Here is a 25,505-nt window from a genome sequence, read left to right on the forward strand (position 1 = left end):
TTTAGTTTAAAATAAAAGATTCAAGTATTTATTTTGTTGTAAATATAGATACTTCCTACAAAAATACCTTTTCATATGTCAGAACTTAGATGGAAAGCCATTCAGGTAGCTCAATCGAGAGCTATCCCTGAAGTGGAAATTCCCAGTGGTAAAGTGAGTGATTATTACCGCTCTAACACTTTCACCGATGAGGTGATGAAAGAACTATTAACTGCAGAATCTTACGAGAAGGTGTCTCAGGCAATACGTTCAGGAGAAAATATTGAGGGAAAAGTGGCAGATGAAGTGGCCGCAGCGATGAAGACTTGGGCGATCTCCAAAGGAGCTACACACTACACGCACTGGTTCCAGCCTCTGACCGGAGGGACTGCTGAAAAGCATGACTCCTTCTTTGATGTTGCTGGCGACGGACAGGCCATTGAGAAATTTAAAGGATCTGCACTGGTTCAGCAAGAACCGGATGCTTCGTCTTTCCCAAGTGGTGGATTAAGAGCCACCTTCGAAGCTCGTGGATATACCGCTTGGAATCCATCAACTCCCGCATTTATACTTTATAACAGAGCAGGTAGTGGTACCCTATGTATTCCATCCGTATTCTTTTCCTATTCAGGTGAACTTTTGGATGCGAAATCACCATTAATCAATTCTACTGCTTGTTTAGACAAAGCTGCTACATCTGTAGCAAAAATCTTTGACGAAAAGGTTACTCGTGTTACGGCTACTTGTGGTATAGAACAAGAGTACTTCTTGATAGACAAAGCCCTCTACTTATCACGTCCTGACTTGGTGATGTGTGGTCGTACGGTATTTGGACATTCCTTAGCTAAAGGTCAACAGTTAGAAGACCATTACTTTGGATCCATTCCTAGTAGGGTGAATGCCTTTATGGTGGATTTTGAATTTGAAGCCTTGAAATTAGGTATTCCATTGAGAACCCGTCACAATGAAGTAGCGCCAGGACAGTTTGAAGTAGCCCCTACATTTGAAGAAGTTAACGTTGCCAGTGATCATAACATCCTATTGATGGATGTAATGAAGAAAGTGGCTTCAAAGCATAACTTCCAGGTGTTATTCCATGAAAAACCATTTGCAGGAATCAATGGTAGTGGAAAACATAACAACTGGTCTGTTTCTACAGATACTGGTGTAAACTTACTTTCTCCTAGTGATGACCCTAACCGTAAGTTGATGTTCATCACCTTCTTGGTGAACGTGATCAAGGCGGTATATGATCATGCTGACATGTTGAGAGCTACTGTAGCTACAGCAAGTAACGAGCATAGACTAGGCGCAAATGAAGCTCCTCCGGCCATCATGTCCATCTTCTTAGGATCCACCATGACCCGCGTATTGGAAGAATTGGAGAACAAAGAAAACTTTGATATCGCTATAGGTGAGAATGCTTATGTGAAATTAGGAATCAATAAGATCCCTTCTATCTTATTAGATAACACAGATAGAAACAGAACCTCACCATTTGCCTTCACAGGAAACAAATTTGAATTCCGTGCCGTAGGTTCATTAGCGAACTCTGCTACTCCAATGATGGTATTGAATACTATTGTAGCGAAGCAATTAGAAGATTTCAAAAAGGCTTATGATGCCGCGATCGCGAAAGAGGGAGATTCAAATAAAGAAGGAGTGATCCTTCAAATCTTGAAAGATTACTATAAAGCTTCTAAAAACATCCTATTTGAAGGAAATGGATATTCAAAAGAATGGGAAGAAGAGGCTGCTAGAAGAGGTTTGAGCAATATAAAGGATGTTCCTGAAGCATTAAAAGCTTACATCTCTCCGAAAACCATCGAAGTTTTTGAAGCGATGAAAGTATTGAACAAGAGAGAATTGCATTCACGTTATGAAGTTCGATTGGAAAACTTTATCAAGAAAATCCAAATTGAATCGAGAGTGATAGGCGACTTGGCTCAGAACCATGTAGTATCAACAGCGGTTAAATACCAGACTCGTCTGGCAGAAACAGCAAAATCTCTGGTTGATCTAGGCTTGAAGGAAGAAGCAGATCCAATCATCAACATCATCAAGACCATTTCCTATCGTGTGAAGGTGATCACTGAAAACGTGAAATTGATGACAGATGCCAGAAAGAAAGCGAATAATCAGGCAGATGTGCATGAAACAGCGAGAATCTACTCTTCAGAAGTGAAACCTTATTTTGATATCATCAGAAGACAGGTAGATAAATTAGAATTAATGATCGATGATCAAGATTGGCCATTAACCAAATACAGAGAACTTTTATACGTTAGATAATCATGAATGTAGGTTACACCCAAGAGGAAGTCGATCTTCTTAGAGAAGAGTGCGAAGAATTAGGTCAGAACTTTGTCATCGTTGATGATGAACCTGAAGAAGAAGCAGACTATGTACAATTTCAGTTCATAGGAAAGCACGAAGGGAAAGAGGTGATTTACGATGCCGTATTGAGCACTCTATCTATGCACCATAGCAGCAAACTGTACGAAGAAGCTGAAAAGAAAGTGATGAAAATTCACAAAGATTTTGTGCCTTTCGAGCTGCGTGATGAGAATACTGCGGTGAACGAAGAAGCAGAACTTCTGATGGAGGAATTCATTCAGGAAATGGAAGACGAAGAAGCCGTCAAAGTAGCTGAATTCGTGGAGATCGATTACGATTTCGAATTTGGGATTGGAATTGACGCTGCATTAAATGTAGATGAAATTACTGTTGAGGTAATAGAGAAGTTTATTTCAGATTTCAATAACGGCACATTGAAGCTAGACAAAACCTTGTATAGTTTTAAGGATGGCTTCGAAGATTGATTTTTTATTCTATGGTCAGGACCTCTCGGAGGTCCTGGCTTTAGATCCCACTGAATCTCTTCATGCAGTTAAAGTACTGCGAAAAAAAGCAGGAGACATCATACAAGTAACTGACGGAAAAGGAGGTTGGTTTACTTGTTCTATAGTAGATGCTCATCCTAAATCCTGCAAACTTCAAATCCTTGAATCGACCTTTGAGTATGAAAAACCTCAAAGGGAGATATACGTGGCTATAAGCCCTACTAAAAACGGGGATCGCATAGAATATTTCCTGGAAAAAAGCATAGAAATAGGGATCTCGGGGATAATACCGGTAAAAACCACGCATACCTATCCTAAGAATATTAATGCAGAAAGATGGAAGAAGATAGCCATATCTGCTATGAAACAAAGCCTAAAGGCCTACTTGCCAGAGATATACCCTTATCTCAGTGTGAAGGATTTTTTGACCTTATCTAAGCCTTTTCCTACCAAATTCTTAGCTCATTTAAGTGAGGGAGCAGAAGATATCATTCGTGTTCCCTTGTCAGACAAGGTTCTGATCTGGATAGGTCCCGAAGGAGATTTTACGGAAGAAGAAATAAATTTAGCTACCTCATCTGACTTTCAAAACGTAACTTTAGGAAAAAGTAGATTAAGAACTGAAACTGCAGGTGTTTTTGCAGTTAGCATATTGAACGCCCGATGAAAAAACTGCTCATTTTACTTCTATTGCCATTCCTAAGTTCTGCCCAATTAAAAATAGCAAAACTAAAATATGGGGGAGGGGGAGATTGGTATGCCAATAAGACGGCTTTACCAAACCTCATCAAATTCTTTAATCAAAACCTAAAAGGTAATATATACCCGGAAGAAGACATAGTAGAAGTAGGAGACAGAAAGATCTTCCAATATCCCTATATCTATATGACGGGCCACGGGAATGTAGTTTTTACACCTAGAGAAGCCGAAAATCTCAGAAACTACCTCTTATCCGGAGGTTTCCTGCATATAGATGATAACTATGGAATGAATGAATTTATACGGAGAGAAATGAAAAAAGTTTTTCCGGAATACAACTTCGTAGAACTACCTTTCAATCACCCCATCTATCATCAGAAATATAGTTTTCCTAACGGGATTCCTAAGATTCATGAACATGACAACAAACCTCCACAAGGCTTGGCCATACTTCATGAAGGTAAAGTAGTGTGCTTCTTTTCTTACGAAACAGACTTAGGGAATGGCTGGGAAGACAAGTCGGTACATAATGATCCTGAGGAAGTAAGACAAGAAGCATTAAAGATGGGAGCTAACATTCTGCAGTTTGCATTTAGTTCCTATTGATGATTTGTTTATTTCCAAAGAAATAGCTAGCTTTGCACTCCAAATTTTTAACAGGGACGGGTTCCCATAAAAGAAAAACAAATGGCAGTTAAAATTAGATTAGCAAGAAGAGGTCGTAAAAAACATCCTATTTATGACATCGTTGTTGCAGACTCTCGTTCACCACGTGATGGTAGATTTATCGAGAAATTAGGGCAATACAACCCTCACACTACGCCTGCTACTATCTCTTTGAAAGAAGATAGAGCTTTGTATTGGACACAAGTAGGTGCTCAACCTACAGATACTACTCGCAAGATTCTTAGCGTGAAAGGTATCATGTACAAAAAACACTTACAAATCGGTGTAGAGAAAGGTGCCATTACTCAAGAGCAAGCTGATGCTAAATTCCAGAAATGGGTGGATGAGAAAGCAGCAGCTAGACAAGAGAAATTAGCTAAATTAGCTAGTGGTAAAGATGCTGCTAAACAAGCAGTTCTAGAAGCTGAGCGTAAGAAGAAAGAAGAGATGATCGAAGCTAGAAAAAAAGCTGAGGCCGCTCTTTTAGCTGAAGCTACTGAAGAGGCATCTGAAGAAGCACCAGCAGAGGAGGAAACTCCTGCTGAAGGAGAAACTTCAACTGAAGAATAATTTTCTATCCATCAGGTTTTAAGAATCCTCGCAAGTATATTGCGAGGATTTTTTATTCAAAGCGATTATGCAAAAATCAGAATGTTTTTCCCTAGGAAAGATCACCAAAACTCACGCCTTAAAAGGTGAGGTTATCATTTATTTAGATGTAGATTACCCGGAAGAGTATGAAGATCTGGAAGCCATATTCTTGGATATCAAGGGCCAGCTAGTCCCTTATATCGTAGAAGAACTTCAAATCAAAGGCAAGAAATCCATACTCAAGCTGGAAGATATCAACTCCATTGATGATGCCTATAAGATTGTCAATTGTGACGTTTACTTGCCTTTAACGGCTTTACCGGCATTGAAAGGAAACCAATTTTATTACCATGAGGTGATAGGATTTGAAATCTTTGATACCAATACCCAAAGTACCGTTGGAAAATTAAAGGCCATTTACGAAAGTACAGGACAGGACCTTTTTGCCATAGACATGGACGAGAAGGAAGTGCTTATCCCCATCGTAGATGAATTTATCAAAAAGGTAGACCGAGAAAATCAAAGTATTCATGTTCAATTACCTGACGGACTAATAGACGTCTATACAAAAGAATGAGAATAGATATTGTAAGTTGTCAACCCGGCTTAGTGGAAGGATTCCTTAGCCAATCCATCGTTAAAAATGCCATGGAGGCTGGAAAGGTGACCATAGAGATGCACGATATTCGCACATATGGGATAGGAAACTATAGGCAAATTGACGATTACCAATACGGAGGAGGAGCAGGCATGGTTTTGATGGCAGAACCATTAGCTAAATTAATCCGAGATCTGCAGGCCCGTCATACCTATGATGAAATCATCTATATGACCCCGGATGGGGAGACTTTCCAACAAAAAATAGCCAACCGCCTATCCCTCAAAAACGGAATCATGATCATCTGTGGCCATTACAAGGGCATAGATCAGCGCATCAGAGACATGTTTGTTACTATGGAAATTTCTATAGGGGATTATGTACTTTCTGGCGGTGAAATAGCTGCAGCAGTCGTTACTGACGCTATAGTAAGATTGATTCCAGGCGTCATCAATGACGAAACTTCAGCCTTAACTGACTCTTTCCAGGATAACCTGTTGGCACCACCGGTATACACCCGTCCGGCCGACTTTGAAGGGCATAAAGTTCCGGAGATATTATTGTCCGGAAACGATAAACTCATCCAGGAATGGAGGCTGGAAAAATCCATAGAAAGAACCCAGGAAAGGCGCCCTGATTTATTGGATAAATGATTGCGAAAGAAGCTTTTTTTGCGTATTTTTGAACATTAATGTTAAACGCACTTTACAATAATTTATGGCAGAAAATAATGAGAATGCCGAATGGGGAGGATCTATAATCCCTATTAACATTGAAGATGAAATGCGTGGAGCCTACATTGACTATTCCATGTCAGTGATTGTTTCCCGCGCCTTGCCTGATGTCCGCGACGGTTTTAAACCTGTACACCGCAGAGTGCTGTTTGGTATGTCGGAATTAGGCGTTTACCACAATAGACCTTACAAAAAATCAGCCAGGATAGTAGGGGAGGTATTAGGTAAATACCACCCGCACGGTGACTCTTCCGTGTATGACACCATGGTTCGTATGGCCCAGGACTGGTCTTTGCGTTACCCATTGGTAGACGGTCAAGGTAACTTCGGTTCCGTGGACGGTGACTCACCGGCCGCCATGCGTTATACTGAGGCTCGTTTGCGCAGAATCGCAGAAGAGATGCTGGCAGATATCAACAAAGAAACCGTTGATTTCCGTGGCAACTTTGATGACTCCCTACAGGAACCTACCGTTTTACCTTCACGTATTCCAAACCTGCTTTTGAACGGTACTTCCGGTATCGCAGTAGGTATGGCTACAAACATGGCTCCTCATAACCTGAGTGAAGTCACAGAAGGTATTACCGCATATATTGATAATCCGGAAATCACTATAGAAGAATTGATGCATTTCATCAAAGCTCCTGATTTCCCTACCGGCGGTATCATTTACGGATATGGTGGAGTTAAAGCCGCTTTTGAAACCGGTAGAGGCAGAGTAGTGATTCGTTCTGTAGCGAATTTTGAAGTTTCCAAAACAGGAAAAGAACAAATCGTAGTTACAGAAATCCCTTACTTGGTCAATAAGGCCGCCATGATTGAAAAGACGGCGGAATTAGTAAACGATAAGAAGATAGAAGGTATCTCAGGCATACGTGATGAGTCTGACCGTCAAGGACTTCGTATCGTTTATGACTTGAAAAAGGATGCAGTTCCGAACGTGGTATTAAATAACCTTTACAAGTATACTCAGCTTCAGACATCCTTCAGTATCAATAACGTAGCTCTAGTTCACGGTAAGCCTGAAACGCTTAACCTGAAACAATTGATCGAGCACTATGTGAAACACCGTTTGGATGTTATAACCCGTAGAACTCAGTATGATCTAAGAGAGGCGGAAAAAAGAGCACATATCTTAGAAGGTTTGTTGATCGCCTTAGATCATTTGGATGAAGTGATCAGCTTGATCAGAAGTTCCAAAGATCCAGACGAAGCTAGAAATGGCTTGATGGAGAAATTTGCCCTAAGTGAGATCCAAGCCAGAGCTATCTTGGACATGAGGTTACAACGCCTCACAGGTCTGGAAAGAGATAAGATCACGGAAGAATACAAGCAAATCAAGGCCTTGATTGAAGAATTAAACGCTATTTTGGCTTCTGAAGAGAAGAAAAAAGATTTGATCAAAGCAGATCTTTTGGATATCAAAACCAAATATGGCGACGAAAGACGCTCTAAAATTGAAATGGTAGGAGGCGAGTTCAACATCGAGGATATGATTCCTGATGATGAAATGCTTGTAACCGTAACCAGTCAAGGTTATATCAAAAGAACCAACCTTTCCGAATACAAGAGCCAAAGTAGAGGAGGTACCGGATCCAGAGGTGTGAAAACGAAGGATGACGACTACACCGAACACTTGTTCATGGCCACTAACCATAACTACTTATTGTTCTTCACGGAAAAAGGTAGATTGTATTGGTTGCGTGTGTTCGAAGTACCGGAAGGAAATAAAACTTCTAAAGGTAGAGCCATCCAAAACCTGATCAACATCGAATCTGACGATAAGATCCGTGCGGTATTGAATGTTAAAACCTTATCTGACGAGGATTACATCAAGAATAACTATATCGTTATGTGTACTCAGAACGGTATTGTGAAGAAAACTTTGCTTGAAATGTACTCTCGTCCAAGACAAAACGGTATAATTGCCATTAATATCAACGAAGGTGACCAACTCATCGACGTGGCTTTGACAAATGGAAATGATTATATTATCATTGCTGCCGGTCAAGGTAAAGCCGTGAGATTCCATGAATCAGGCATTCGTCCTATGGGTAGAGGTGCTACAGGAGTTAAAGGTATTAGCCTTGCGGAAGACGATAAAGCCATAGGAATGATCTGTGTGAATCGTCCGGATGCACAATTACTAGTAGTATCTGAGAAGGGCTATGGTAAACGTTCGGATATTGAGGATTATCGTATCACTTCTAGAGGTGCCAAAGGGGTTAAGACACTTAACATGAGTGAGAAAGTAGGTAACCTGGTAGCCATCAAAGAAGTGACAGACGAAGATGATTTGATGATCATTACTACGAGAGGTATAGCTATCCGTATGCACGTGTCTGACTTAAGGGTTATGGGACGTAATACTCAAGGAGTAAGATTGATCAAACTAAATGACAAGGACGGCATTGCTTCTATTACCCGCATCATCCGAGAAGAAGATGAAGAAGAGAACGCAGAAGAAGGAGGTGAAACCCCTACAGCCGCAGAATAAAAAGTAAAACAAAACCGAAACATAGAATGAAAAGACTAGTTTTAAGTGCATTTGGTGCCTTCATGGCAGTAGGTGCAGTGGCTCAGGACGCAGTGCAAGAAATGACTTGTAAGACACTGCGTGATGATGTAGCCAAACATATTAAGAACACGGAGAACGCGAAGAAAAGTACTAAAAGTGCAACTTGGTTAGATTTAGGATCTTCTTACTTGACCCTTGCACAATCCTGTCCAAGTGATTCTTCTTCAGCTGTTAAAGCAGAAGAAGCATTCAAAAAAGCTTTGGAAGTAGAGAACGCTGCAGGTGGCAAAAAAGCCAAGGATATCGAGGCGAAACTAAAAAGCCCTGAATTGGCATCTGCTTACTTGATGCAAGGTGCCGGATATTATAACAGCAAGAACTACAAAAAAGCAGCTGAATTTTTCTCAAAAAGCTCTGAAATCAGCCCTAAAGATACCACTGCAGCTTTGTATGCAGGTATCGCCGAGCAATTGCTTGAAAATAATGCCGGAGCACTTAAGCACTTGAATAATTTCATCGCTAACGGTGGTAAAGACGCAAGCGTATTCTACAGCGTAGCACAGATCTACAAAGCAGACAAGAAATTTGATGAGGCCGTTCAAGTCCTTCAAAAAGGTATGGAAGTTAACCCAACTAACTCTGACCTGCCTAATGAATTGATCAACGTTTATTTACAATCTAACAACATTGACAAAGCCATTTCTGACCTTGAAGGTTTAGTTAAGAAAGATCCAAATAACTTGACCAACATGACTAACCTAGGTTTGATCTACGATTCAAAAGCTAATGATTTAGGAAGTAAAATCAACAAAATCGACGATCAACTACGTAAGTTTGACACGGACAAAGACGAGAAGAAATTAATGGCTGAGCAAGATAAGTTAGCTGCTTATGATTCTGAGATTGCTAACCTAAATGCAAGAATCAAAAAAGAACCTAAAAACGCTGCTTCTCTTAAGAAAAGAATTGCCGAAGTAACTGCTGATAAATTAAGCATCGAAAAAGGTGTTGAAGAATTAGCAGGTGCCATCCAAGCAAAGAAAAACGAAGCAGCTGGTGCAACAGGCCTGAAAGCTGAAAAAGAACAATTAGCTGTTCAACAAAAAGATGCTAAATCAAAAGCTGCTAACTACTACCAAAAAGTTCTAGAGAAAGATCCAAATAACTTTGACGTACTTTATAACCTTGCGGTTATGAACTACAACGAAGGGGTTGAAATCAAGAAAGTGGTAGATTACATGGATATTGCTACTTATAGAAGAGAAGGTAAAGCAGTTGAAGAAAAAGCATGTGCTCAGTTCGCCATCTCAAAACCGTATTTCGAAAGAGCTTCTAAAGTTAAACCTGATGACGATGTAGTTAAGGAAAGCCTTAATAACGTAATCAAGATTTTAGAACAGTGCGGAAAATAATACTTGAAAGGGGTTGATCTTCAACCCCTTTTTTTTTGCCCTTTACTCTAGGAAAGGACTTCCCTCCAGGAAATACATACCTCTATAAGCCTAGTCCTGTACTAGCTTTGTTCCAAAATTTTAGAACATGATTTTAGTAACAGGAGCCACAGGAGGATTAGGAAAAGCCATTACAAAAGCATTAGGAACACACCCCCATCTAAAAGGTAGTACAAGGGGATTAGGAGATCGTATCACAAATTTTGATGAGAATTTAGATTTCTCAGGCGTTACAAAATTGATGCTTATATCCACCATGTCAGCAGATAGGTTCAGACAGCATAAAAACGCTATAGATGCCGCTAAAGACCAAGGGGTAAAGCACATCTACTATACCAGTACCGCACTAAGAGATATACGAAGTTCAAACGTCAAAGATTTAATGATTAGCCATTTTCAAACAGAAGAATATTTGAAGGCTAGTGGCTTGAAATATACCATCCTACGCAATACTATGTATGCTGAGGCACTAAACTCCTTTATCAAGCCGGAAGATAGAAATATTGAATTACCTGTAGGGAATGGAAAAGTACCCTTTGCCCTTAGAGAAGAACTTGGCGAAGCCATAGCTCAACTACTACTGGAAGATCACGAAAATAAAACTTACAATTTAGTAGGAGATAGGTTTTATAGCTTTCAGGATATTGCAACGCAAATTGGTAAAGCGAAGGATTACGAAGTTATCTTTGAACACAAAGAAAAGCATTACCCTGAACTTCCACCTGTCCTACAGTACTTATTCGAAGGTACACTCAAAGACATCCGTGAGGGTCAATACGAGGTTTCTGAATTCATCACTGTAGGACAGATTTTAAAGAGAGAATCCGCCTCTTTAAACGAAATGCTAGGTAGCATTGGCATCATTTCTTGAATAGAAATTCTTGCCCGTTCTGCTTTAAAATTAGTTCATCCCCTTTAAAAGTCATCTTGATATTAACCTGGTCAAAACGGAAAGTGCTTTCCCCTTCATACACAAGGGGGAAAGCACTCTGTCCTTCGGCACGAGCCTTTAGTATACCGGAATCTACAAACACAGTTAAAATCAGGCCTAGGCTTTCCTCTTTATAACTTCCAATGTATTTTAGGAGTTCTTCCTCACTGATAGCCACGGATGTAGGAAGAGGAATGCCGTATAGCAACTTACGCACTTCTCTATAAGGAATCACCGTATTAGGAAAATCTACATTTTGCAATAAAATAAACACCTTGTCATGATCAGGATGAATCTCCAAATAGGTGGTATAGCCGGCCCAACCTCCAGAGTGGGAAACAATCTTGCCACAGATCTTGTCGTTTGCTACTGACCAACCGTACTTGTATTCCTTTTGCACATCAGGACTTAAAGCAGTCAACACTTCCGCGTCCTTTAGTAACTTGTTCCTTTCCTTAGCCCAAATCAGTAAGTCGTCTACAGTAGAATTCACCATACCATCACCTACGATTCCATCTAAAAAATAGGTGTAATATGATTTCCCTAAACTATCTAATAGAAAGGGACGATCTAGACTATCAGTAACAAACCCATAGGCATAATTTTGCTTCTCTTTCGGAGAATATCTACTTTGATAAACCTCTGTATCGAGCATTTTTAGAGGTACAAATACATTTCTTTTCAAATATTCTCCATACGACTGGCCAGACGCCTTTTCTATGATTAATCCCAAAAGTGCATAACCAGTATTACTGTATTCAAACTTGGAACCGATAGGAAAATTCAATGGTGGTCTAATTTGTGCAAATACATTTACGATATCCTGATTCGTGGCGAATTTTGCCTTATCCCAGTTTTGATCCAGCAAGGACATGTAATCCGGCAACCCAGAAGTATGAAAAATTAGGTTTTCAAGCGAAATATCTCCATAAAAGGCCAATTCAGGTATATACTTACCCATAGGATCCTTTACATTTAACTTTCCTTTTTCGTGCAATTGTCGGATAGCAAAAGCGGTAAAAGATTTTGAGACGGATGCAAGCTCAAATTGGGTATTTCTATTCAATAATTCCTTAGTGAAAAAGTGAGCATATCCGTAACTTTTAGCGAAGGTAACCTGTCATCCTTCCGCAATCAGAACGTTACCGTTGAATTGATTACTCTTATGCAAAAAAGTAAAAAGACTATCATAGTTTTGCGCAAATGTAGAAGAACCGAAGAATAGGCTTATAAAGGTAGAAATTAAGAATTTTATGCGCTTTTTCATTTTATTTTAATAGTTTTACGAACAATATACGAGTGAATGTTCACAAATTTAATAAAAAAGCGAGGTTAGACCTCGCTTAAAAGAATAAACTAAAACTCAGTTTTGCGGAGAACGGTGTACCCGGAGTGAAATGAATTTCTTCTACCGGTTCCGCTTCATCTCTGAGTCGGGACAGGGTATTGAATTGTGTCTCTTTCCAACGCTGATCAAATAGGTTCTGTATACTCAATCCTATTTGGTAGGAAGGTTTTGTATAATTAATCTGAAGATCATTAATGAAGTAACCTTTGGCTATGATGCTGTTATCTTCATTTGCAGGTCGATCTGCCACGTACCTATAGCGTAAACTTCCATTAAGACCCTCTTTTCGCTTATAAGTTAATCCACCCATGCTAGTGAAGATGGGAGCAAGGGGAATGTAGTGATCCTCTTCTTCTAATGCTCTAGGTCTGGTCCAATTCAGGTCTGTGTCCAAAAAGAGATTTTTGCCTAGCTCATATCGAAGAGAAAGATCAAGGCCTTGTCGCCAAGTCTTGCCAGATGGTTCCACAATTCCCGCATCTCCTACGTAAACGAACTCCTGATCTAACCATAAGTTCCAATACGCCGCATTTACAAATAGGCGTGGGGCAAGTTTAGCATTCACTCCTAAATCAGTGCCGTAGGCGGCTGGTAACACTTCTTTGCCGTTCTGAGGAACAGCTACACGGGTATCGTTGGAATGGAAACCTTTACCTGAATTGAAATAAAATTGTAGAGTAGAGGTGGGAGAGTAGTACACATTCACCTTTGGCAGTAGAATTCCTGCTGACGTTTTGCCTCCTTTATCTAAATGATCCAGATATCTATTGAAAAAGTAATCGTATCTCAATCCCAAATTCAGTTTCCATTGAGCATTAAGATCAAAGGTTTCGTCTACATAGATGCCTAGATTAGCTTCACGAATATCGCCTAACATGATGGCATTCAGCACCTGGGTTTTGTTGTGGGTGTTACTTAATTCTGAATCCTTTGTCAGGTCTTGGCGGTAATTCAAACCTGCGCTAAATTCTCCTTTACCATGAGGTATATGGTAACTACCATTGTAGCCAAAAAGGTTTCTATTCTCCTTTTGTTTGATTTGATCCCCAAATTCAGGATTCTCCAGGAAGAAAGTGAAGTTGGAATACAATAAGAAATCATAGTGCGTATAGTACACTTGATTCTTAAAAATGTGATGATTGGATGTAAGGGTAGAGGTTTGCAAATTCACATTGGTCCGATGGGTTTCTCCTCCTTCTGTAGGATCTATGGCTCCAAAGAATCCTATCATGCCTGATGCTACCGCACGTTCAGGAATTTGTCCGGAGTGATTCCAAGTGCTTCCAAAAGTACTAGCAGACAAATTGAAGGAGGTATTCTTCCAATGAACATGATATTTGCTCAAGAAATTATATCGATTGAATTTCTGTGGAGCATCAAAATAAGCATCGGAATATTGATATTCTCCAGCCATATAGGCGGATTGATTCTCTTTTTTCAGAATGTTCAAAGCTCCTAGACCGCGGTAAGTATTGAACTGTCCTACCTCTGCTTTAAAGATATTACGGTCTAAAACGTTTTTGGTTTTGAAGTCTACCCAACCGGCCGTGCTGAAGTTGCCTTTATCCGCATGGTACATTCCTTTCTGAAAAGAAACGCTTTCTATCAGTTCAGGTATCAAGAAATGTAGATCTGCGTAGCCTTGTCCATGGGCATGAGATACCATATTTACCGGCATTCCGTCAGCAGAGAGCAGGATATCTGTTCCGTGATCAATATCAAAACCACGAAGGAAGATCTGTTCTGCTTTACCGCCTCCGGCATGTTGCCCCATCAAAAGTCCAGGTACGAAACGAAGGATCTCTTGAGAGTTTTGGATAGGCCGAACCTGAATATCCAAATGGGAAATAAGGTTCAATTTATGAGGAGAAACCGAATTGATCTTTATTTCTTCTAAGGAGACATTAGAACGTTGTAGATGTAAGGTGAGATTTGTATTCTCATCTTCTATCAGTTCCACAAGAACCTTTTGAGTATGATAACCTATAGCGGAAACGACTAAATCAGATGCTCCACTTTCTAAATCTCGGAAGACAAACTGTCCAAAATCATTACTAACGGCATATTTTCCCTGGATGAGTAGGGTAGCACCTGGAAGAGGTTTATCTGTATCCGTCTCTTTAACGATACCAGAAAGCGTCCCTTTGTGAGCGTAGGTGAGTTGAAAAGCTAATAAGAAAAATAAGAGTAATCGCATTGAATAATAAAAATGCCAAAAATAGGTCAAAAATCGCTTGAAAAAAAGCGTTTTAAGGCGAGTATAGTGCCATTAAGTGCTAGCAGGATAGGAGTTAGACCCACGGAACTAAGGCTTTAGATTACTATCATATTGATTATTAAAGACATAGAGCAAAATAAAATAACCAAATAATAGGAGTGACAAGGTTTTAGAAGTAAAGTTTAAAAGGTTTTTTTATCCCAGTAAGGAGGACTTTGAATAGACGCTAGTTGGATACCACATCTTAGGTTACCAAAGTAAAATCCAGCAGCCATTATTCAAATCACGGGAATAAATTAACCAAAAAGCATCCCGCCGAAGCATAGTTTCAGATTTCAAAATCCTAGCAATATCATCCCAAAAAATCACGATTAGAATCTAGTTTGGGTATTTGAAATCTTCAGGCAAGACCACGATACAGAATTAACTATATAGGATCTTGCTGATATTAGTCTCAGCAATCCAAAAAATCACGATTGGAATCTAGCTTAAGTCTTTGAGCCAATCCTCAGGCAAGACCAGAGCTAGATAAATGGCCACATGCTGAAAATAAAACTCAAATTTGATCAAATGCTCAATCCAAAAATCTTTGTTGGAAATCTACCTAAAGTATTTTGAGCCAATCCTCAAAAATCAAATAGAATGGAATCATATTAAGGCGCAGCCAAAATTTTCAATTCTCAGACTTTATCTAATCATTGATGTAAATTTGATCAAATGCTCAATCCAAAAATCTTTGTTGGAAATCTACCTAAAGTATTTTGAGCCAATCCTCAAGTATCACATAGAATGGAACTTATTAAGGCGCAGCCAAAATTTTCAATTCTCAGGCTTTATCAAATCATCGTAGTAAAACAGATCTGCAATAATTTTCAATTTTTCCTGAATTTTCCAACTGAAGGGGAAGTATTGGAATTTCTATTTAACATAATATTAATTATACAACAAAAGGCTACTAAGCTAGAACCAAGATAATTTAACGTCAATAATTGGTCCTCATAAATCCATTTAAAGTCATGTTGATTTCTCCGCTTTGGAAATTGTGTAAATCCCTAAGCATTTATTCAGCAACACCTTCATTGTAACCCTATATGTAGTATCGGCTGATATTTTCGCGCATTTCCTACCAGTGATTCTTAGTTTTTTTTAAAAATACTTTTCAAACGTTTTTCCGTTAAACTTAAAAATCTTTCCATCTGCCGTTCCAAATAGCAAATGGCCTTTGTGGTCTTTATATATAGTCCAAATCATGGGCTTGTTGCTAACGGAATAGTTGGTAAACGCTTTACCGTCATATCTCCAAGCTCCCGTATGTACATCTCCAAACCAGATATTGCCTTCAGAATCTTCTTCCATAGCAAAGGGGTGTTCAAGCGTACCCGGAGGTGATTTATGATCCCCTCTCCTAGTGCTTGTTGGATCAATTAAATGATTCTTTTCAGAAAAATTAAAGGTGGAATTTCCTTCCATAAGCAAGACGCCAATCCCATTATTTCCTATCCAAATTCTTCCCTTTGAATCTGCTAATACACTTCTTATATGCAATTGTTGATTATCCTTTAGGTTCAATTTTTTAGCGTCAAAGACGTTCACCGTTTTGCCATCATAACTGAACAGCGCGGAATAAGTCGCTATCCACAATCTACCATCCTGACCTTTTGACATACCCGTAACACCATATGAACGATCTGAATTCTTACTTTCAGGCTTGGGGAATATCAGGTAGTTCATATTTATGCCGTCAAAGCGATTTATCCCGTCTTCCTCCCAGGCATAAAACCATGAATCCCCCTTTGTCTTGTTCCAATCCACTATTGGATTGTTATTTTTTGAGGGATAATTAGTAAACTTTCCCTTGTGGTATACACTTATTCCCTTTGCTGTACCGAACCAAATTTTCCCATCTTTATCTTCTTGGATGGAACGGATTTGATTGTCAGACAAACCTTGATTTGTTGTAAAGTATACAAATGCTTTCCCATTATATAAACTTACCCCTTCATTATGACTTCCAATCCAATAATTGCCTTTACTGTCCTGAAAGATAGCGCGTATGGCAGAAGTAAATTTTAGGGAGTCGGTGGTTACAAGCGACACAGGCTCGCTCCCTTCCCCTTCTCTTGTATCAGTACAAGAAAAGTTGAGTGTCAATATGAGTACTAGGCTTACCAACTTGATCATTACGAGTGCATTTTTTGCACAACTCAAATATACTCCAAACCCTTTGGTAATTAGGGACTTTTTTTGTATATTTATTAATATAAGGTTAGCCTGAGTATTTGATGTACGAGTTAAGCTCTGAGAATCCGCCCGACGAACTACATGTTTGATTCCTGAAGATTAGTTCTGCGGGTAGAGATCTTTTACGTTTTTTTTGATCATAGCTTCATTTTATTGATATCATTTCGTCCTTCAGTGGCTATTGAGTGATACGAGAATAAGTATGTCAAAGTTATAAATGTAAAGAAAATTTCCCCTATGGGAGAAATTTTCTTTGTCGCGAGGAAAAATCTCTCTACTTTTGCATTCAAAATTTTTTATGATTCACTTTCACACACAACAATCTAATTCATGAAAAAATTATTAATGTCCGTACTGATCAGCATCACTCTCTTTTCTTGCGAAAAAAATTCTGTTGAAATCAATTCTAATGAGTCCGCACAAACTCAAAAGGATCTTAAAACTATTGTGTTTGATGGGCTGACAGCTAAAGTCTCCAAGGATTTTCCTGATGATGTAGCCGCGCTTACGGCGGTCATGCCCGATTAGACAGAAGTGGAATTGAAGATGCTATGAATTTGGCATATCAATAGGGTGGTTATGGAAACAATGATGCTTCTGACGCACGAAGACAAGGGATACTTGCTGTAATGGTTGGGAAGTATGGCGCACGCCGCTACGCAACAGTCTCTAAGGCCAGAGATGTAGCTGAAGGCTTTCTGGAGGCTCACGAGTGTAACGACAGCGGCATGTCAAAGGCAATGGACCTTCATAATAACAAAGTGGGCTTTAATTATTTTGAGACAATAGCCGAGAGATATAAAGAAGGCCTATTTAATTATAGTGTTAGGGTGAATACAAGTGATAATGATATATCTACCTATGTTCATGGCATGAGCATCGTGGTGAAGACAACCGAACCGGAAATAAATGCAGTAAACGGCTCCACACTCGTACGTTTTCAAAAATTTCAACGTTTGGGTGATACCAGAAGATTAAAAGATAAGGCAGAGCCCCACTTTCAAGAGTCCCGCCTTATTAACAATATCAAGAACAAAAATAAATGCAATTTTCAAAATTCAAATTGTAGTCCAGCTTCGGCAACTCACTTAAAAGTCCTTATTATGAAAAATTTATTATTTGTGTTTGTATTATTCTTCACATTGATGTCGTGTGAAGAAAAGTTTGAAAAGGAGAAATATGATGTTCAGTTCACGGTCAGAAATACTACTGATGAAGTGGTAAAATTAAACGTTGATGAGATAAGCGGTAAAATAAAGTGGGAAAAAAGCCTTTCTCCCGGTGAAGTCTACGACATAAAGTTTAATATCAAGAAAGATATTGATATCTCTGAAGGCGGTTTCATTTTTAAGGCTACTTTCCCTGATGGAGAAAGTGTAGAAGTGAACTCCGGTTATTTTACCAACTATCAAATTGGGAAAAAGAACCCTCAGCATTATTTTATTACTAATGAGGGTATTAAGGATTCTGAAGAAAGATAGATTTCCTCTAAGAAAACATATGTCTGGTCCTGAAATATTGATACAGGAATTGGATAAATAAATTTAGATAATTAAACAGTAGTAAACGCAAGTTTGCTACTGTTTTTTTTATAAGATTTGATTTTAAAAGTTTGTTGATTGTGCATATGTACCTTCTGTAGTCCAATAAATGTAAACCGGTTGAAGCTATTATTTCTTTTTAGCTGACCAAAGACAGCTTCAGGCTCTATAGCTCTCTTACTTAGGTGTTTTAGTCCTTTTTGGCTAATAAAAAGCTCTTAAGCTTCATGTTTTAGTTGGTTTAACCTATGGTTTAACTCAATTCTTCGGTTATACGCAGCCTGGTGACATTGTTCTCGCAAGGGACATCCATAGCAATTTCTTGCCTGATAATGGGTTATTTGGGACTCATATCCGTTACTTGGAATCCGTTTCCCTGAACCTATATTTTCCATCCGTTGGCCCATCGGACAAACATAAAAGTCTTCTCAGCTATTGTAAAACAGGTTTTGTACTAAAAATGGGTCTTTGTGAAAGGATTTCTTTTGCTCCTTATGAAAATAGTTATATTTTACATAACCCGTAATAGATTTGTTTTTAAGCATTTCATAGTTCTCCTCGCCGCCATATCCCGCATCTGCTACTACTTCTTTACTTTGGGTTGGGTAAGCAGCTTCAAAACCTTCCAAATGCGGCTTTAAGGTAGTGGTGTCAGTGGCTTTCTGATCGCGGTACTTTCAGCCTCACCCCCGTAGGATAGATAATCTCTATTTGTTCCCCTTTCACAGCTGATCCGGAGGGCATAAAACCTCTGCTACCGGCTTCCTGTTCCTTGGACTTGAAGACCCAGTAACGCAAGGTCGAAACGTTGATCCCGTGCAATAGGCCAAATGCTTTTTGGGTCAATCCACTCGCTTTCCAATCCTCAACCAGCGAAAGCATCCTCTCTCTTTTTTCTTCTGTGCTCATGACACAAAGATCCGCCTCCTATTCAGAATAAGCAATATGCACTTGGTCGGGCGGATACTTTAGAAGAACCTCAACTAGACCGTTAGAGATAGCAGAAATGGGAGTGGGGCTTTCCAGCGGAGAATTTACTTTTGCTACAACAATAGCAGGATCTTAAATGATAGAACGGTGTAATTACTTTTTTTAAGCCAAAAAATTACTGCCACATGCATGAATCCCAATCAGCATCATACAAACCCTTAGATTACTGGCTACATACAATTGATGGTACCTTTCTTGATCGAGTAGAAATTTTGATCTCTAACCCCTCCTGAATTCATATTCCAGGAGAAAAACAAAAGTTCTCCTTTAATGATGGTATACTTAAAAAAAAAGTAGAATTGATCTAGCGTGAAAAAGCATAATAAACTACATATAACCAACTGCAAATCCCATGGAAAATGGCCCAAAATATAGATTTATTTCTGTCCCATGAAGTAACTACAGCTATAACGCTCCCTAATCCAATACCACTTTTATATACCGTTTGACTTACATTAGATCCTAAAGTCGACTGGCTATAACCTTCGAACGAAAATAAGACCAGTAAGATTAAAAGGGAAGTTAATTTAAACTTACGCATTAGTAGGAGTGTTAATTTGTTTTTAATCAGAGTACTAATATAGTTTTTAAATGCTATAATTCTATATTCTACTACAATATTTTTTCTACTGACGTCTTTGATCCACCTGTACTATTTCTATCTTAACCTCCCCTTTCTAAAAACCTTCTAATTCTAAATGAAGTGAATCAATTGACCATTTCCTAATAATATATCACCTGGAATCTAAAAGTTGCGAAATTCAATAGTCTAAAAGACGTATACAATTAGAGAAATTCTTCCTATAAAATTTAATGACTTGAATCTTTAATTTTTTTTCCCCCCACCAATTGCCATACTGTCATCATAGATTCTATATGCATAATATATAATCTCCTCACATTTACCTCGCGCCAAACTAGAACCCTACGTTAAATTCAATTACTTTCCAAATAAGTATTTTGCATAGTCATTTTTGTATCGTAATATTGCAATATACCAATACGAAATCAGTATGGGAGTAACAAAAACAGGGAAGTATACTGAAGAACAGAGCCAACTGTCAAACATTTTTAAAGTACTTGGACATCCAGCCCGTTTAGCCAACTTACAAGTCATTATTGATAGGCATTCCTGCATATGTAATGACATGGTGGAAAAAATTGGCCTTGCCCAACCTACCATCTCCCAACATCTTTCGGAACTAAAATCTATAGGTCTCTTAAAAGGATCAATAAAGGGAAAATCACAATGTTACTGTATAGACGAAGAAGCCTGGAGTAACATTCAAACGCAATTCAATGCTTTCTTCGATCAGGATGTAAAAACACTTTGCTAATAAAATGGATCTAACAAAAATTAAAGAAATTCTGCCCACATTAGAGAATGTGGAATTTCAACTAGAAGACGGAACTTGGGTGCCAGAACATTTCCACGTGACAGAAGTGGGACAGATTACAAAAAATTTTATCGATTGCGGAGGCGTGATCAGAAGTGAAAAGGTGGTAAATTTCCAACTGTGGAATGCAGACGACTACGAACATCGATTAAAACCCGGCAAATTACTGAACATCATAAAGCTATCAGAGGAAAAGCTAGGTTTAGAAAACGCAGCAATTGAAGTCGAATACCAATCCACAACCATTGGAAAGTACGACCTAGATTTTAACGGAAAGAACTTCATATTGAGGAATAAGAATACTGCATGTTTAGCTCAGGACGCTTGCCTAAACGTCAAGCCCAAAATCAAACTTTCTGAACTACAAAATTCTTGCTGTACACCAAATTCCGGTTGCTGCTAATCACATGAGAATATCACACATCAATAGAGACAACTTCCCGGAAATTGTAGAGATCTACTTACAAGGTATCTCTACTCAGATAGCTACCTTCCAAAATGAAGCACCTTCGTGGGAAGAATGGGATAAAAGCCACCTAAGTTCTTGTAGATTAGTTGCCCTCTTAGAAGGTAAAATCTGCGGATGGGCAGCTTTAAGCCCTGTCTCTAGCAGATGTGTATACTCCGGTGTAGCAGAAGTAAGCATATATATTGGCCAGGAGCACAGAGGTAAAGGTATAGGAAAAGCACTTCTACATGAATTAATCCATCAAAGCGAAAAAGAAGGAATATGGACCTTACAGTCCAGCATTTTTTCAGAGAATCTACCTAGCATCAAGCTGCATGAAAGTTGCGGTTTCAGAATGGTGGGCTATAGAGAAAAGATAGGATTAAAAAACGGAGTCTGGAAGGACAATGTACTAATGGAGAGGAGAAGCAATAAGATTGGAATCGAGTAATTTCCATCAACTCTCCCTCTCATATACCTTTGAATTAAACTTCTCCATATACCATTCGGGATGAGGAACTTTCACAAAGCCATACTTCTCATACAACCACTCCGCGGTATTCGTCAACAAGATCCATCTCCTTAAACCTTGCAATTCCGGATGCCCCAAAATCGTATCCATCATTCGCTTAGATATGCCCTTCCCTCTGTACTCGTCCAACAAATACACATCTCCCAAATAGGCTATCGTGGAATAGTCGGAAATAATTCTGGCAAAACCTATTTGCCGGTCTTCATCATACACTCCAAAATTTAAGGATTGATCAATGGACTTCTGAACCCTGTCCAAGGGAATGCCCTTACTCCAACTGGAATGGTAGCACAAGAAATGATGGATCGCTCCTACGTTTAATTTACGAGGGTCTGTTGAAATCAAGAAGTTTTCCCAAACCTGTTCTACCACCTTCATTTTCGTAATCTTTGAATGAGTAAATAATTTAAAGGCATTAATAATACGGATGCCAATACCAAGGTATAATTTGGACTGATCCACGACACGTTCTCCTTCACCTCGCCCATTTCATGTATAAAGAAAAAGAAACAGTTGCCAGCCCAATGTATCCCACCCGTAAACCATATATTCTTAGAAATCCAATAAGATAATGAAAAAACAGACCTAAAGCAAAAAGATAGACGTAGGTCTCTAATCCCTGATCAAGTCTATGTATATGATTCAACACATAAATTAAGCTGGATACATCCATGGAAAATCCCAGTGCTAAAATAAATATGCCCTAGTTAAAATATCTTCTGAAAAACTAGATAGGAAATTACCAAATATAAACAAACCCAAAGCGGCCGAAATCTGGGGCCATCGAACCACTTCCTCCACTGACCACCAAACATTCAATCCTAAAGCAGTTCCATACAGGGTCAGTCCCAATAGCATTCCCCCTAAAAGAAACGTCCAAAATCCCCTCCTGACAAATCCCCACGCTGCAAAGCCTTCTTTGAACTGAAATTTCGCTATTACTAGCGAAGAAAGAAAAAATAAGAACTGAAATACCAAAAATCCAGAAGCCGATTGATATTTCATATACATCCATTCAGCCGAATGGTATAGGATAAAAAGGAGAACAAAACCTCCAATAGCTTTAGCTTTCATGACCAAAACTAGAAAATCTTTCCCCTCCCTTTACCCACTAATCCTTATTTTTTTCATTTAAATCCAGATCTTTATAGAGCTTCTTCAATTCATCAAACTTCTCCAATCTAATGAATTTACAAGCAGATTCTAGGATGAGCCTTTCGTACTTTGGCCTTAATTTAGGGGCTACAAATAGCATATACTTCAATTGATCTAAACTAGGTCTTCTTTTAGCTCCCTCTAAATCTCCCCATCTCTGTTTCGAGAAACTTCTTTTTATATAGCGAAATACCGCACCTCAGATCTTAAAATCTAACCAGATAATAAGCGTAGCTTTTTCAAATCTGCTGGGCATCAAAAAACTATAATTCCCCTCCATTACCCAGCGATCGTTTTCGAGAAGAAATAGTTCATGATCTCTTTGAAAATCAGCATCTTCCCTCCTCTTCCATTGAGTGCCAGGAAAATGCGCCATTTGGTCCAGAAAACAGACTTTTAAATCAAACTTTTCTCCCAAAGCTTGGGCTAATGTGGATTTACCTGAAGAACTTGGGCCTATGATGCAGATTCTTTCCATCTCTTCAAAATATCTTCCATTTCCTCCATTTTCTGGGTACCAATCAGCAATTTACCTCCATCTTTAAATTTCAACTGAAGCCCCATTTTTCCTCTTACATTATAGGCCTTACCTGAAAATGAATAGCGGATACCGTATCCACCGTATTCCAAAATGGGCTTGTATTCCCGCACAAAAATCTCTTGAATACTAGCTTTAGGATAAAACCTCCTATGCAGGTGAAAAGGGAAAAATTGAACATAAATGCCCTCATCCGTGATTTCAGTATCTAATCTCATTGAAAATAGGAATACAATAACCACCAGGAATATACCCAATGTAACGAAAAGGCCGCTATAGATCTGGGATGTCCAACAGGCATATAGCCCGTACAAAAGAGGAATTAGCGACAAAGAAAAAAGCAGGTAATGCCACCATTGATTGAATCTTTGAGTCTCTTTAAATTGCATCATATTCAGCGAGCAAACTTCTCCTCTCCCCGCTCTCTATATCTATACAGTCAAACTTCTTGTATTGGCAATAAGACCCCATTTCTTTATCACCATTTATAAAGATCCCGCCCACAAGCAAAAGATATTTACAGGGATAATGCGTGGCTTTTACCAAAACCTCAATTCTGTCATCAATAGCCTCGTACATTACTTCAGTAGCCTCAAACAGCGGATGATCAGCCCTCAAAATTCTCTGCTTCTGACTGAGAAAAATCTGCTCAATGGTATTCATTTGAAAATCCAAAGAGCTGATGTTACCCACAATGATCTCATTTCTCTTCAATTTTTCCAATGCGCCTTTAGCAGCCCCGCAACACGCGGATGGCGCACCTTGCCCTATTCGGGATATTTCCCCTAATGCCCCCTGCTTCGTAACACCAATATGCGGGGCATAAAAGATGATCACCGCTCCATCTTCCGGGACATGATGCGCAAAAGCATTCATGCCTGTAATTCCAGCAAAGGGATATCCATCTAATCCTCCCAAATGAAAAGGCCCTAGCATCTCCAATGCTCTTGGAGGATATTGAATGGCATTCACGTCATCGCAACATAAACTGTCAGCATGCATCAACTGATGGGGCTTTAATCCCAAAACTCTGTCAATGGTATCAAGAAGCCTATTCACGGTATCCACCGAAGTTCTTGCTCTGGGATACCATTTTCTCACCATATCTAAACTCATAGTACTATGTTATTTTGAGGTACAATAACAGGAGGAATATCTACTTCTCCCAACATTTCTCGCAAGTCTATTTCTATATTTCTACTGATCTGTGCCATGGGTATGTCATTTGCTCCTCCCTCAAATGGATTTTCAGTACTTTCTCCAATCTGCTCTAACACTAAAAAAATCCATCCTACCACTAGACTTAGAGGGACCACTAACCAAATTGAATCTTCCCCCAATTTCCTCAATTCACCTAAAAAGCCAAGGGGCAACAAGGCACATAACAGATAAGTAAAATACAGGTTAATGCTGGCAAATTGTCGGGGGTAAGGAAAGTTCTTGATTCTTTCGCACTTTCCCTGTAATTCAAATAGGTCCTTCAAACGCTCTTGTAGATGCAAAAATGCATATTCAGATAAATGACCATGATCACGTAACTCCTTTAAATGCGCGGATTGCAAGGCCAAAATTTGCGAAGGCTTATTGTGCACATGCCTCAAAACTTCCATTTCTTCATGGCTTAGGTATTGTTGCAATTCATCCCACATATTCCCCTCCCACTCCGGAACGGTATACAATTTCAGATATTCAAGATTATAGGCCTTTGTCTTAACATTTTCCCAACTTTTACTTTCTCTCAATTGAAATCTCAAAGCAGTTAACCAAGCCAAATGCCTGTAGATCATCCCCTTACTCCCTATACCATCTTTGACCAAAACCCCAAAACTCCTACTGCTGTTGATAATACCTCCCCAAATCTGCCTTGCCTCCCACATCCTATTGTAGGTTTGTGTGTTTCTAAATCCCGCGATAAAAGCTGCAGCAGTCCCAACTATCGCTACAGGAGCCCAAGGGATAGCTAACCACTCCCAATCAAAAAATTTATAAAGTCTCACCGGAATAATACTTATGACTAGCATGATGTAGATTTTGGAACGAGTCCAGGGAATAAATTCCTTCAGTTTATAGTGCGATCCAGTGTTCAT

At 39.1% G+C, this 25,505-nt stretch carries 24 protein-coding genes and 3 pseudogenes; 15 read left to right on the top strand and 12 right to left on the bottom strand.

The window, feature by feature from the left end; translation table 11 throughout:
* Nucleotides 1-75: 75 nt before the first annotated feature.
* The 10 genes from LBYS_RS04390 (at nucleotide 76) to LBYS_RS04435 (ending at nucleotide 10,950) form a co-directional block, all read left to right on the top strand.
* Nucleotides 76-2,271 (top strand): glutamine synthetase III family protein, encoded by a 2,196-nt coding sequence (locus LBYS_RS04390; protein ID WP_013407685.1) that lies wholly within the window; start codon nucleotides 76-78, stop codon nucleotides 2,269-2,271.
* 2 nt (nucleotides 2,272-2,273) lie between these two features.
* Nucleotides 2,274-2,801 (top strand): hypothetical protein, encoded by a 528-nt coding sequence (locus LBYS_RS04395; protein ID WP_013407686.1) that lies wholly within the window; start codon nucleotides 2,274-2,276, stop codon nucleotides 2,799-2,801.
* On the top strand, nucleotides 2,785-3,489 hold the full coding sequence (locus tag LBYS_RS04400) for an RsmE family RNA methyltransferase (protein ID WP_013407687.1): 705 nt from the start codon (nucleotides 2,785-2,787) through the stop codon (nucleotides 3,487-3,489). The genes LBYS_RS04395 and LBYS_RS04400 overlap by 17 nt, the downstream gene beginning before the upstream one ends.
* Entirely contained in the window at nucleotides 3,486-4,127 is a 642-nt protein-coding gene (locus LBYS_RS04405) for a DUF4159 domain-containing protein (protein ID WP_013407688.1), read from the top strand. The genes LBYS_RS04400 and LBYS_RS04405 overlap by 4 nt, the downstream gene beginning before the upstream one ends.
* 81 nt (nucleotides 4,128-4,208) lie before the next feature.
* Nucleotides 4,209-4,757 carry a 30S ribosomal protein S16 gene (locus LBYS_RS04410; protein WP_013407689.1) on the top strand — a complete coding sequence of 183 codons (549 nt, stop codon included), beginning with the start codon at nucleotides 4,209-4,211 and terminating at the stop codon, nucleotides 4,755-4,757.
* A 67-nt stretch (nucleotides 4,758-4,824) separates the two neighbouring features.
* Nucleotides 4,825-5,355, top strand: a complete 531-nt coding sequence (rimM, locus tag LBYS_RS04415) for a ribosome maturation factor RimM (RefSeq protein ID WP_013407690.1) — start codon at nucleotides 4,825-4,827, stop codon at nucleotides 5,353-5,355.
* Nucleotides 5,352-6,029, top strand: a complete 678-nt coding sequence (trmD, locus tag LBYS_RS04420; protein WP_013407691.1) for a tRNA (guanosine(37)-N1)-methyltransferase TrmD — start codon at nucleotides 5,352-5,354, stop codon at nucleotides 6,027-6,029. Before rimM ends, trmD begins: the two co-directional genes overlap by 4 nt.
* Nucleotides 6,030-6,093: 64 nt before the next feature.
* Complete coding sequence (gyrA, locus tag LBYS_RS04425; RefSeq protein ID WP_013407692.1) at nucleotides 6,094-8,607, top strand: DNA gyrase subunit A; 2,514 nt, start codon at nucleotides 6,094-6,096, stop codon at nucleotides 8,605-8,607.
* A gap of 26 nt (nucleotides 8,608-8,633) precedes the next feature.
* Nucleotides 8,634-10,040 carry a tetratricopeptide repeat protein gene (locus LBYS_RS04430; protein ID WP_013407693.1) on the top strand — a complete coding sequence of 469 codons (1,407 nt, stop codon included), beginning with the start codon at nucleotides 8,634-8,636 and terminating at the stop codon, nucleotides 10,038-10,040.
* Nucleotides 10,041-10,167: 127 nt separating this feature from the next.
* Nucleotides 10,168-10,950: an NmrA family NAD(P)-binding protein gene (locus LBYS_RS04435; RefSeq protein ID WP_013407694.1), complete on the top strand. Its 783-nt coding sequence runs from the start codon at nucleotides 10,168-10,170 to the stop codon at nucleotides 10,948-10,950.
* Here LBYS_RS04435 and LBYS_RS04440 read toward each other — a convergent pair.
* The 4 genes and pseudogenes from LBYS_RS04440 to LBYS_RS04455 form a co-directional block, all read right to left on the bottom strand.
* A pseudogene (locus LBYS_RS04440) lies at nucleotides 10,940-12,118 on the bottom strand (serine hydrolase domain-containing protein); the annotation flags it as partial. The gene LBYS_RS04435 and the pseudogene LBYS_RS04440 sit on opposite strands and share 11 nt — an antisense overlap.
* Before the next feature lie 12 nt (nucleotides 12,119-12,130).
* Nucleotides 12,131-12,277 (bottom strand): hypothetical protein, encoded by a 147-nt coding sequence (locus LBYS_RS19235; RefSeq protein WP_187287920.1) that lies wholly within the window; start codon nucleotides 12,275-12,277, stop codon nucleotides 12,131-12,133.
* Between the two features lie 76 nt (nucleotides 12,278-12,353).
* Nucleotides 12,354-14,555 (bottom strand): TonB-dependent receptor, encoded by a 2,202-nt coding sequence (locus tag LBYS_RS04445; protein ID WP_013407695.1) that lies wholly within the window; start codon nucleotides 14,553-14,555, stop codon nucleotides 12,354-12,356.
* Nucleotides 14,556-15,722: 1,167 nt separating this feature from the next.
* A complete protein-coding gene (locus LBYS_RS04455) occupies nucleotides 15,723-16,757 on the bottom strand; it encodes a ligand-binding sensor domain-containing protein (RefSeq protein WP_013407696.1) in 1,035 nt (344 codons plus the stop codon).
* Between the two features lie 390 nt (nucleotides 16,758-17,147).
* On the opposite strand from LBYS_RS04455, the gene LBYS_RS04460 reads away from it, so the two are divergent.
* Both LBYS_RS04460 and LBYS_RS04465 read left to right on the top strand, forming a co-directional pair.
* Nucleotides 17,148-17,345, top strand: coding sequence for a hypothetical protein (locus LBYS_RS04460; protein ID WP_041823437.1), 198 nt, complete (start codon nucleotides 17,148-17,150; stop codon nucleotides 17,343-17,345).
* 71 nt (nucleotides 17,346-17,416) lie between these two features.
* Nucleotides 17,417-18,298 (top strand): annotated as a pseudogene (locus LBYS_RS04465) (DUF6973 domain-containing protein); the annotation flags it as partial.
* A gap of 143 nt (nucleotides 18,299-18,441) precedes the next feature.
* On the opposite strand, the pseudogene LBYS_RS19995 reads toward LBYS_RS04465, so the two are convergent.
* Nucleotides 18,442-19,023 (bottom strand): annotated as a pseudogene (locus LBYS_RS19995) (transposase); the annotation flags it as partial.
* Nucleotides 19,010-19,267, bottom strand: coding sequence for an IS66 family insertion sequence element accessory protein TnpA (tnpA, locus tag LBYS_RS04475; RefSeq protein WP_041823438.1), 258 nt, complete (start codon nucleotides 19,265-19,267; stop codon nucleotides 19,010-19,012). The pseudogene LBYS_RS19995 and the gene tnpA, both read right to left, overlap by 14 nt.
* 1,094 nt (nucleotides 19,268-20,361) lie before the next feature.
* On the opposite strand from tnpA, the gene LBYS_RS04480 reads away from it, so the two are divergent.
* The 3 genes from LBYS_RS04480 to LBYS_RS04490 are packed head-to-tail and all read left to right on the top strand — an operon-like array spanning nucleotide 20,362 to nucleotide 21,644.
* Nucleotides 20,362-20,685 (top strand): ArsR/SmtB family transcription factor, encoded by a 324-nt coding sequence (locus LBYS_RS04480; RefSeq protein WP_013407700.1) that lies wholly within the window; start codon nucleotides 20,362-20,364, stop codon nucleotides 20,683-20,685.
* A 4-nt stretch (nucleotides 20,686-20,689) separates the two neighbouring features.
* Entirely contained in the window at nucleotides 20,690-21,148 is a 459-nt protein-coding gene (locus LBYS_RS04485) for a DUF6428 family protein (protein ID WP_013407701.1), read from the top strand.
* Between the two features lie 4 nt (nucleotides 21,149-21,152).
* A complete protein-coding gene (locus tag LBYS_RS04490) occupies nucleotides 21,153-21,644 on the top strand; it encodes a GNAT family N-acetyltransferase (RefSeq protein WP_013407702.1) in 492 nt (163 codons plus the stop codon).
* A gap of 6 nt (nucleotides 21,645-21,650) precedes the next feature.
* Here the strand turns inward: LBYS_RS04490 and LBYS_RS04495 are convergent, their stop codons facing one another.
* The 6 genes from LBYS_RS04495 to LBYS_RS04520 all read right to left on the bottom strand — a co-directional run bounded on the left by LBYS_RS04495 (nucleotide 21,651) and on the right by LBYS_RS04520 (nucleotide 25,505).
* Nucleotides 21,651-22,103, bottom strand: coding sequence for a GNAT family N-acetyltransferase (locus LBYS_RS04495; RefSeq protein ID WP_013407703.1), 453 nt, complete (start codon nucleotides 22,101-22,103; stop codon nucleotides 21,651-21,653).
* Between the two features lie 361 nt (nucleotides 22,104-22,464).
* Nucleotides 22,465-22,740: a hypothetical protein gene (locus tag LBYS_RS04500; protein ID WP_148225768.1), complete on the bottom strand. Its 276-nt coding sequence runs from the start codon at nucleotides 22,738-22,740 to the stop codon at nucleotides 22,465-22,467.
* A gap of 339 nt (nucleotides 22,741-23,079) precedes the next feature.
* A complete protein-coding gene (locus tag LBYS_RS19410) occupies nucleotides 23,080-23,358 on the bottom strand; it encodes a P-loop NTPase family protein (RefSeq protein ID WP_222836539.1) in 279 nt (92 codons plus the stop codon).
* The gene (locus LBYS_RS18990) at nucleotides 23,337-23,636 is read right to left on the bottom strand and encodes a hypothetical protein (protein ID WP_148225769.1); all 300 of its coding nucleotides are present in this window, start codon (nucleotides 23,634-23,636) and stop codon (nucleotides 23,337-23,339) included. The genes LBYS_RS19410 and LBYS_RS18990 overlap by 22 nt, the downstream gene beginning before the upstream one ends.
* A 160-nt stretch (nucleotides 23,637-23,796) precedes the next feature.
* Complete coding sequence (locus LBYS_RS04515; protein ID WP_013407705.1) at nucleotides 23,797-24,534, bottom strand: LCIB family protein; 738 nt, start codon at nucleotides 24,532-24,534, stop codon at nucleotides 23,797-23,799.
* On the bottom strand, nucleotides 24,531-25,505 hold the full coding sequence (locus LBYS_RS04520; RefSeq protein WP_013407706.1) for a bestrophin family protein: 975 nt from the start codon (nucleotides 25,503-25,505) through the stop codon (nucleotides 24,531-24,533). Before LBYS_RS04520 ends, LBYS_RS04515 begins: the two co-directional genes overlap by 4 nt.

This window comes from Leadbetterella byssophila DSM 17132 (genome assembly GCF_000166395.1).
Taxonomy (GTDB): Bacteria; Bacteroidota; Bacteroidia; order Cytophagales; family Spirosomataceae; genus Leadbetterella; species Leadbetterella byssophila.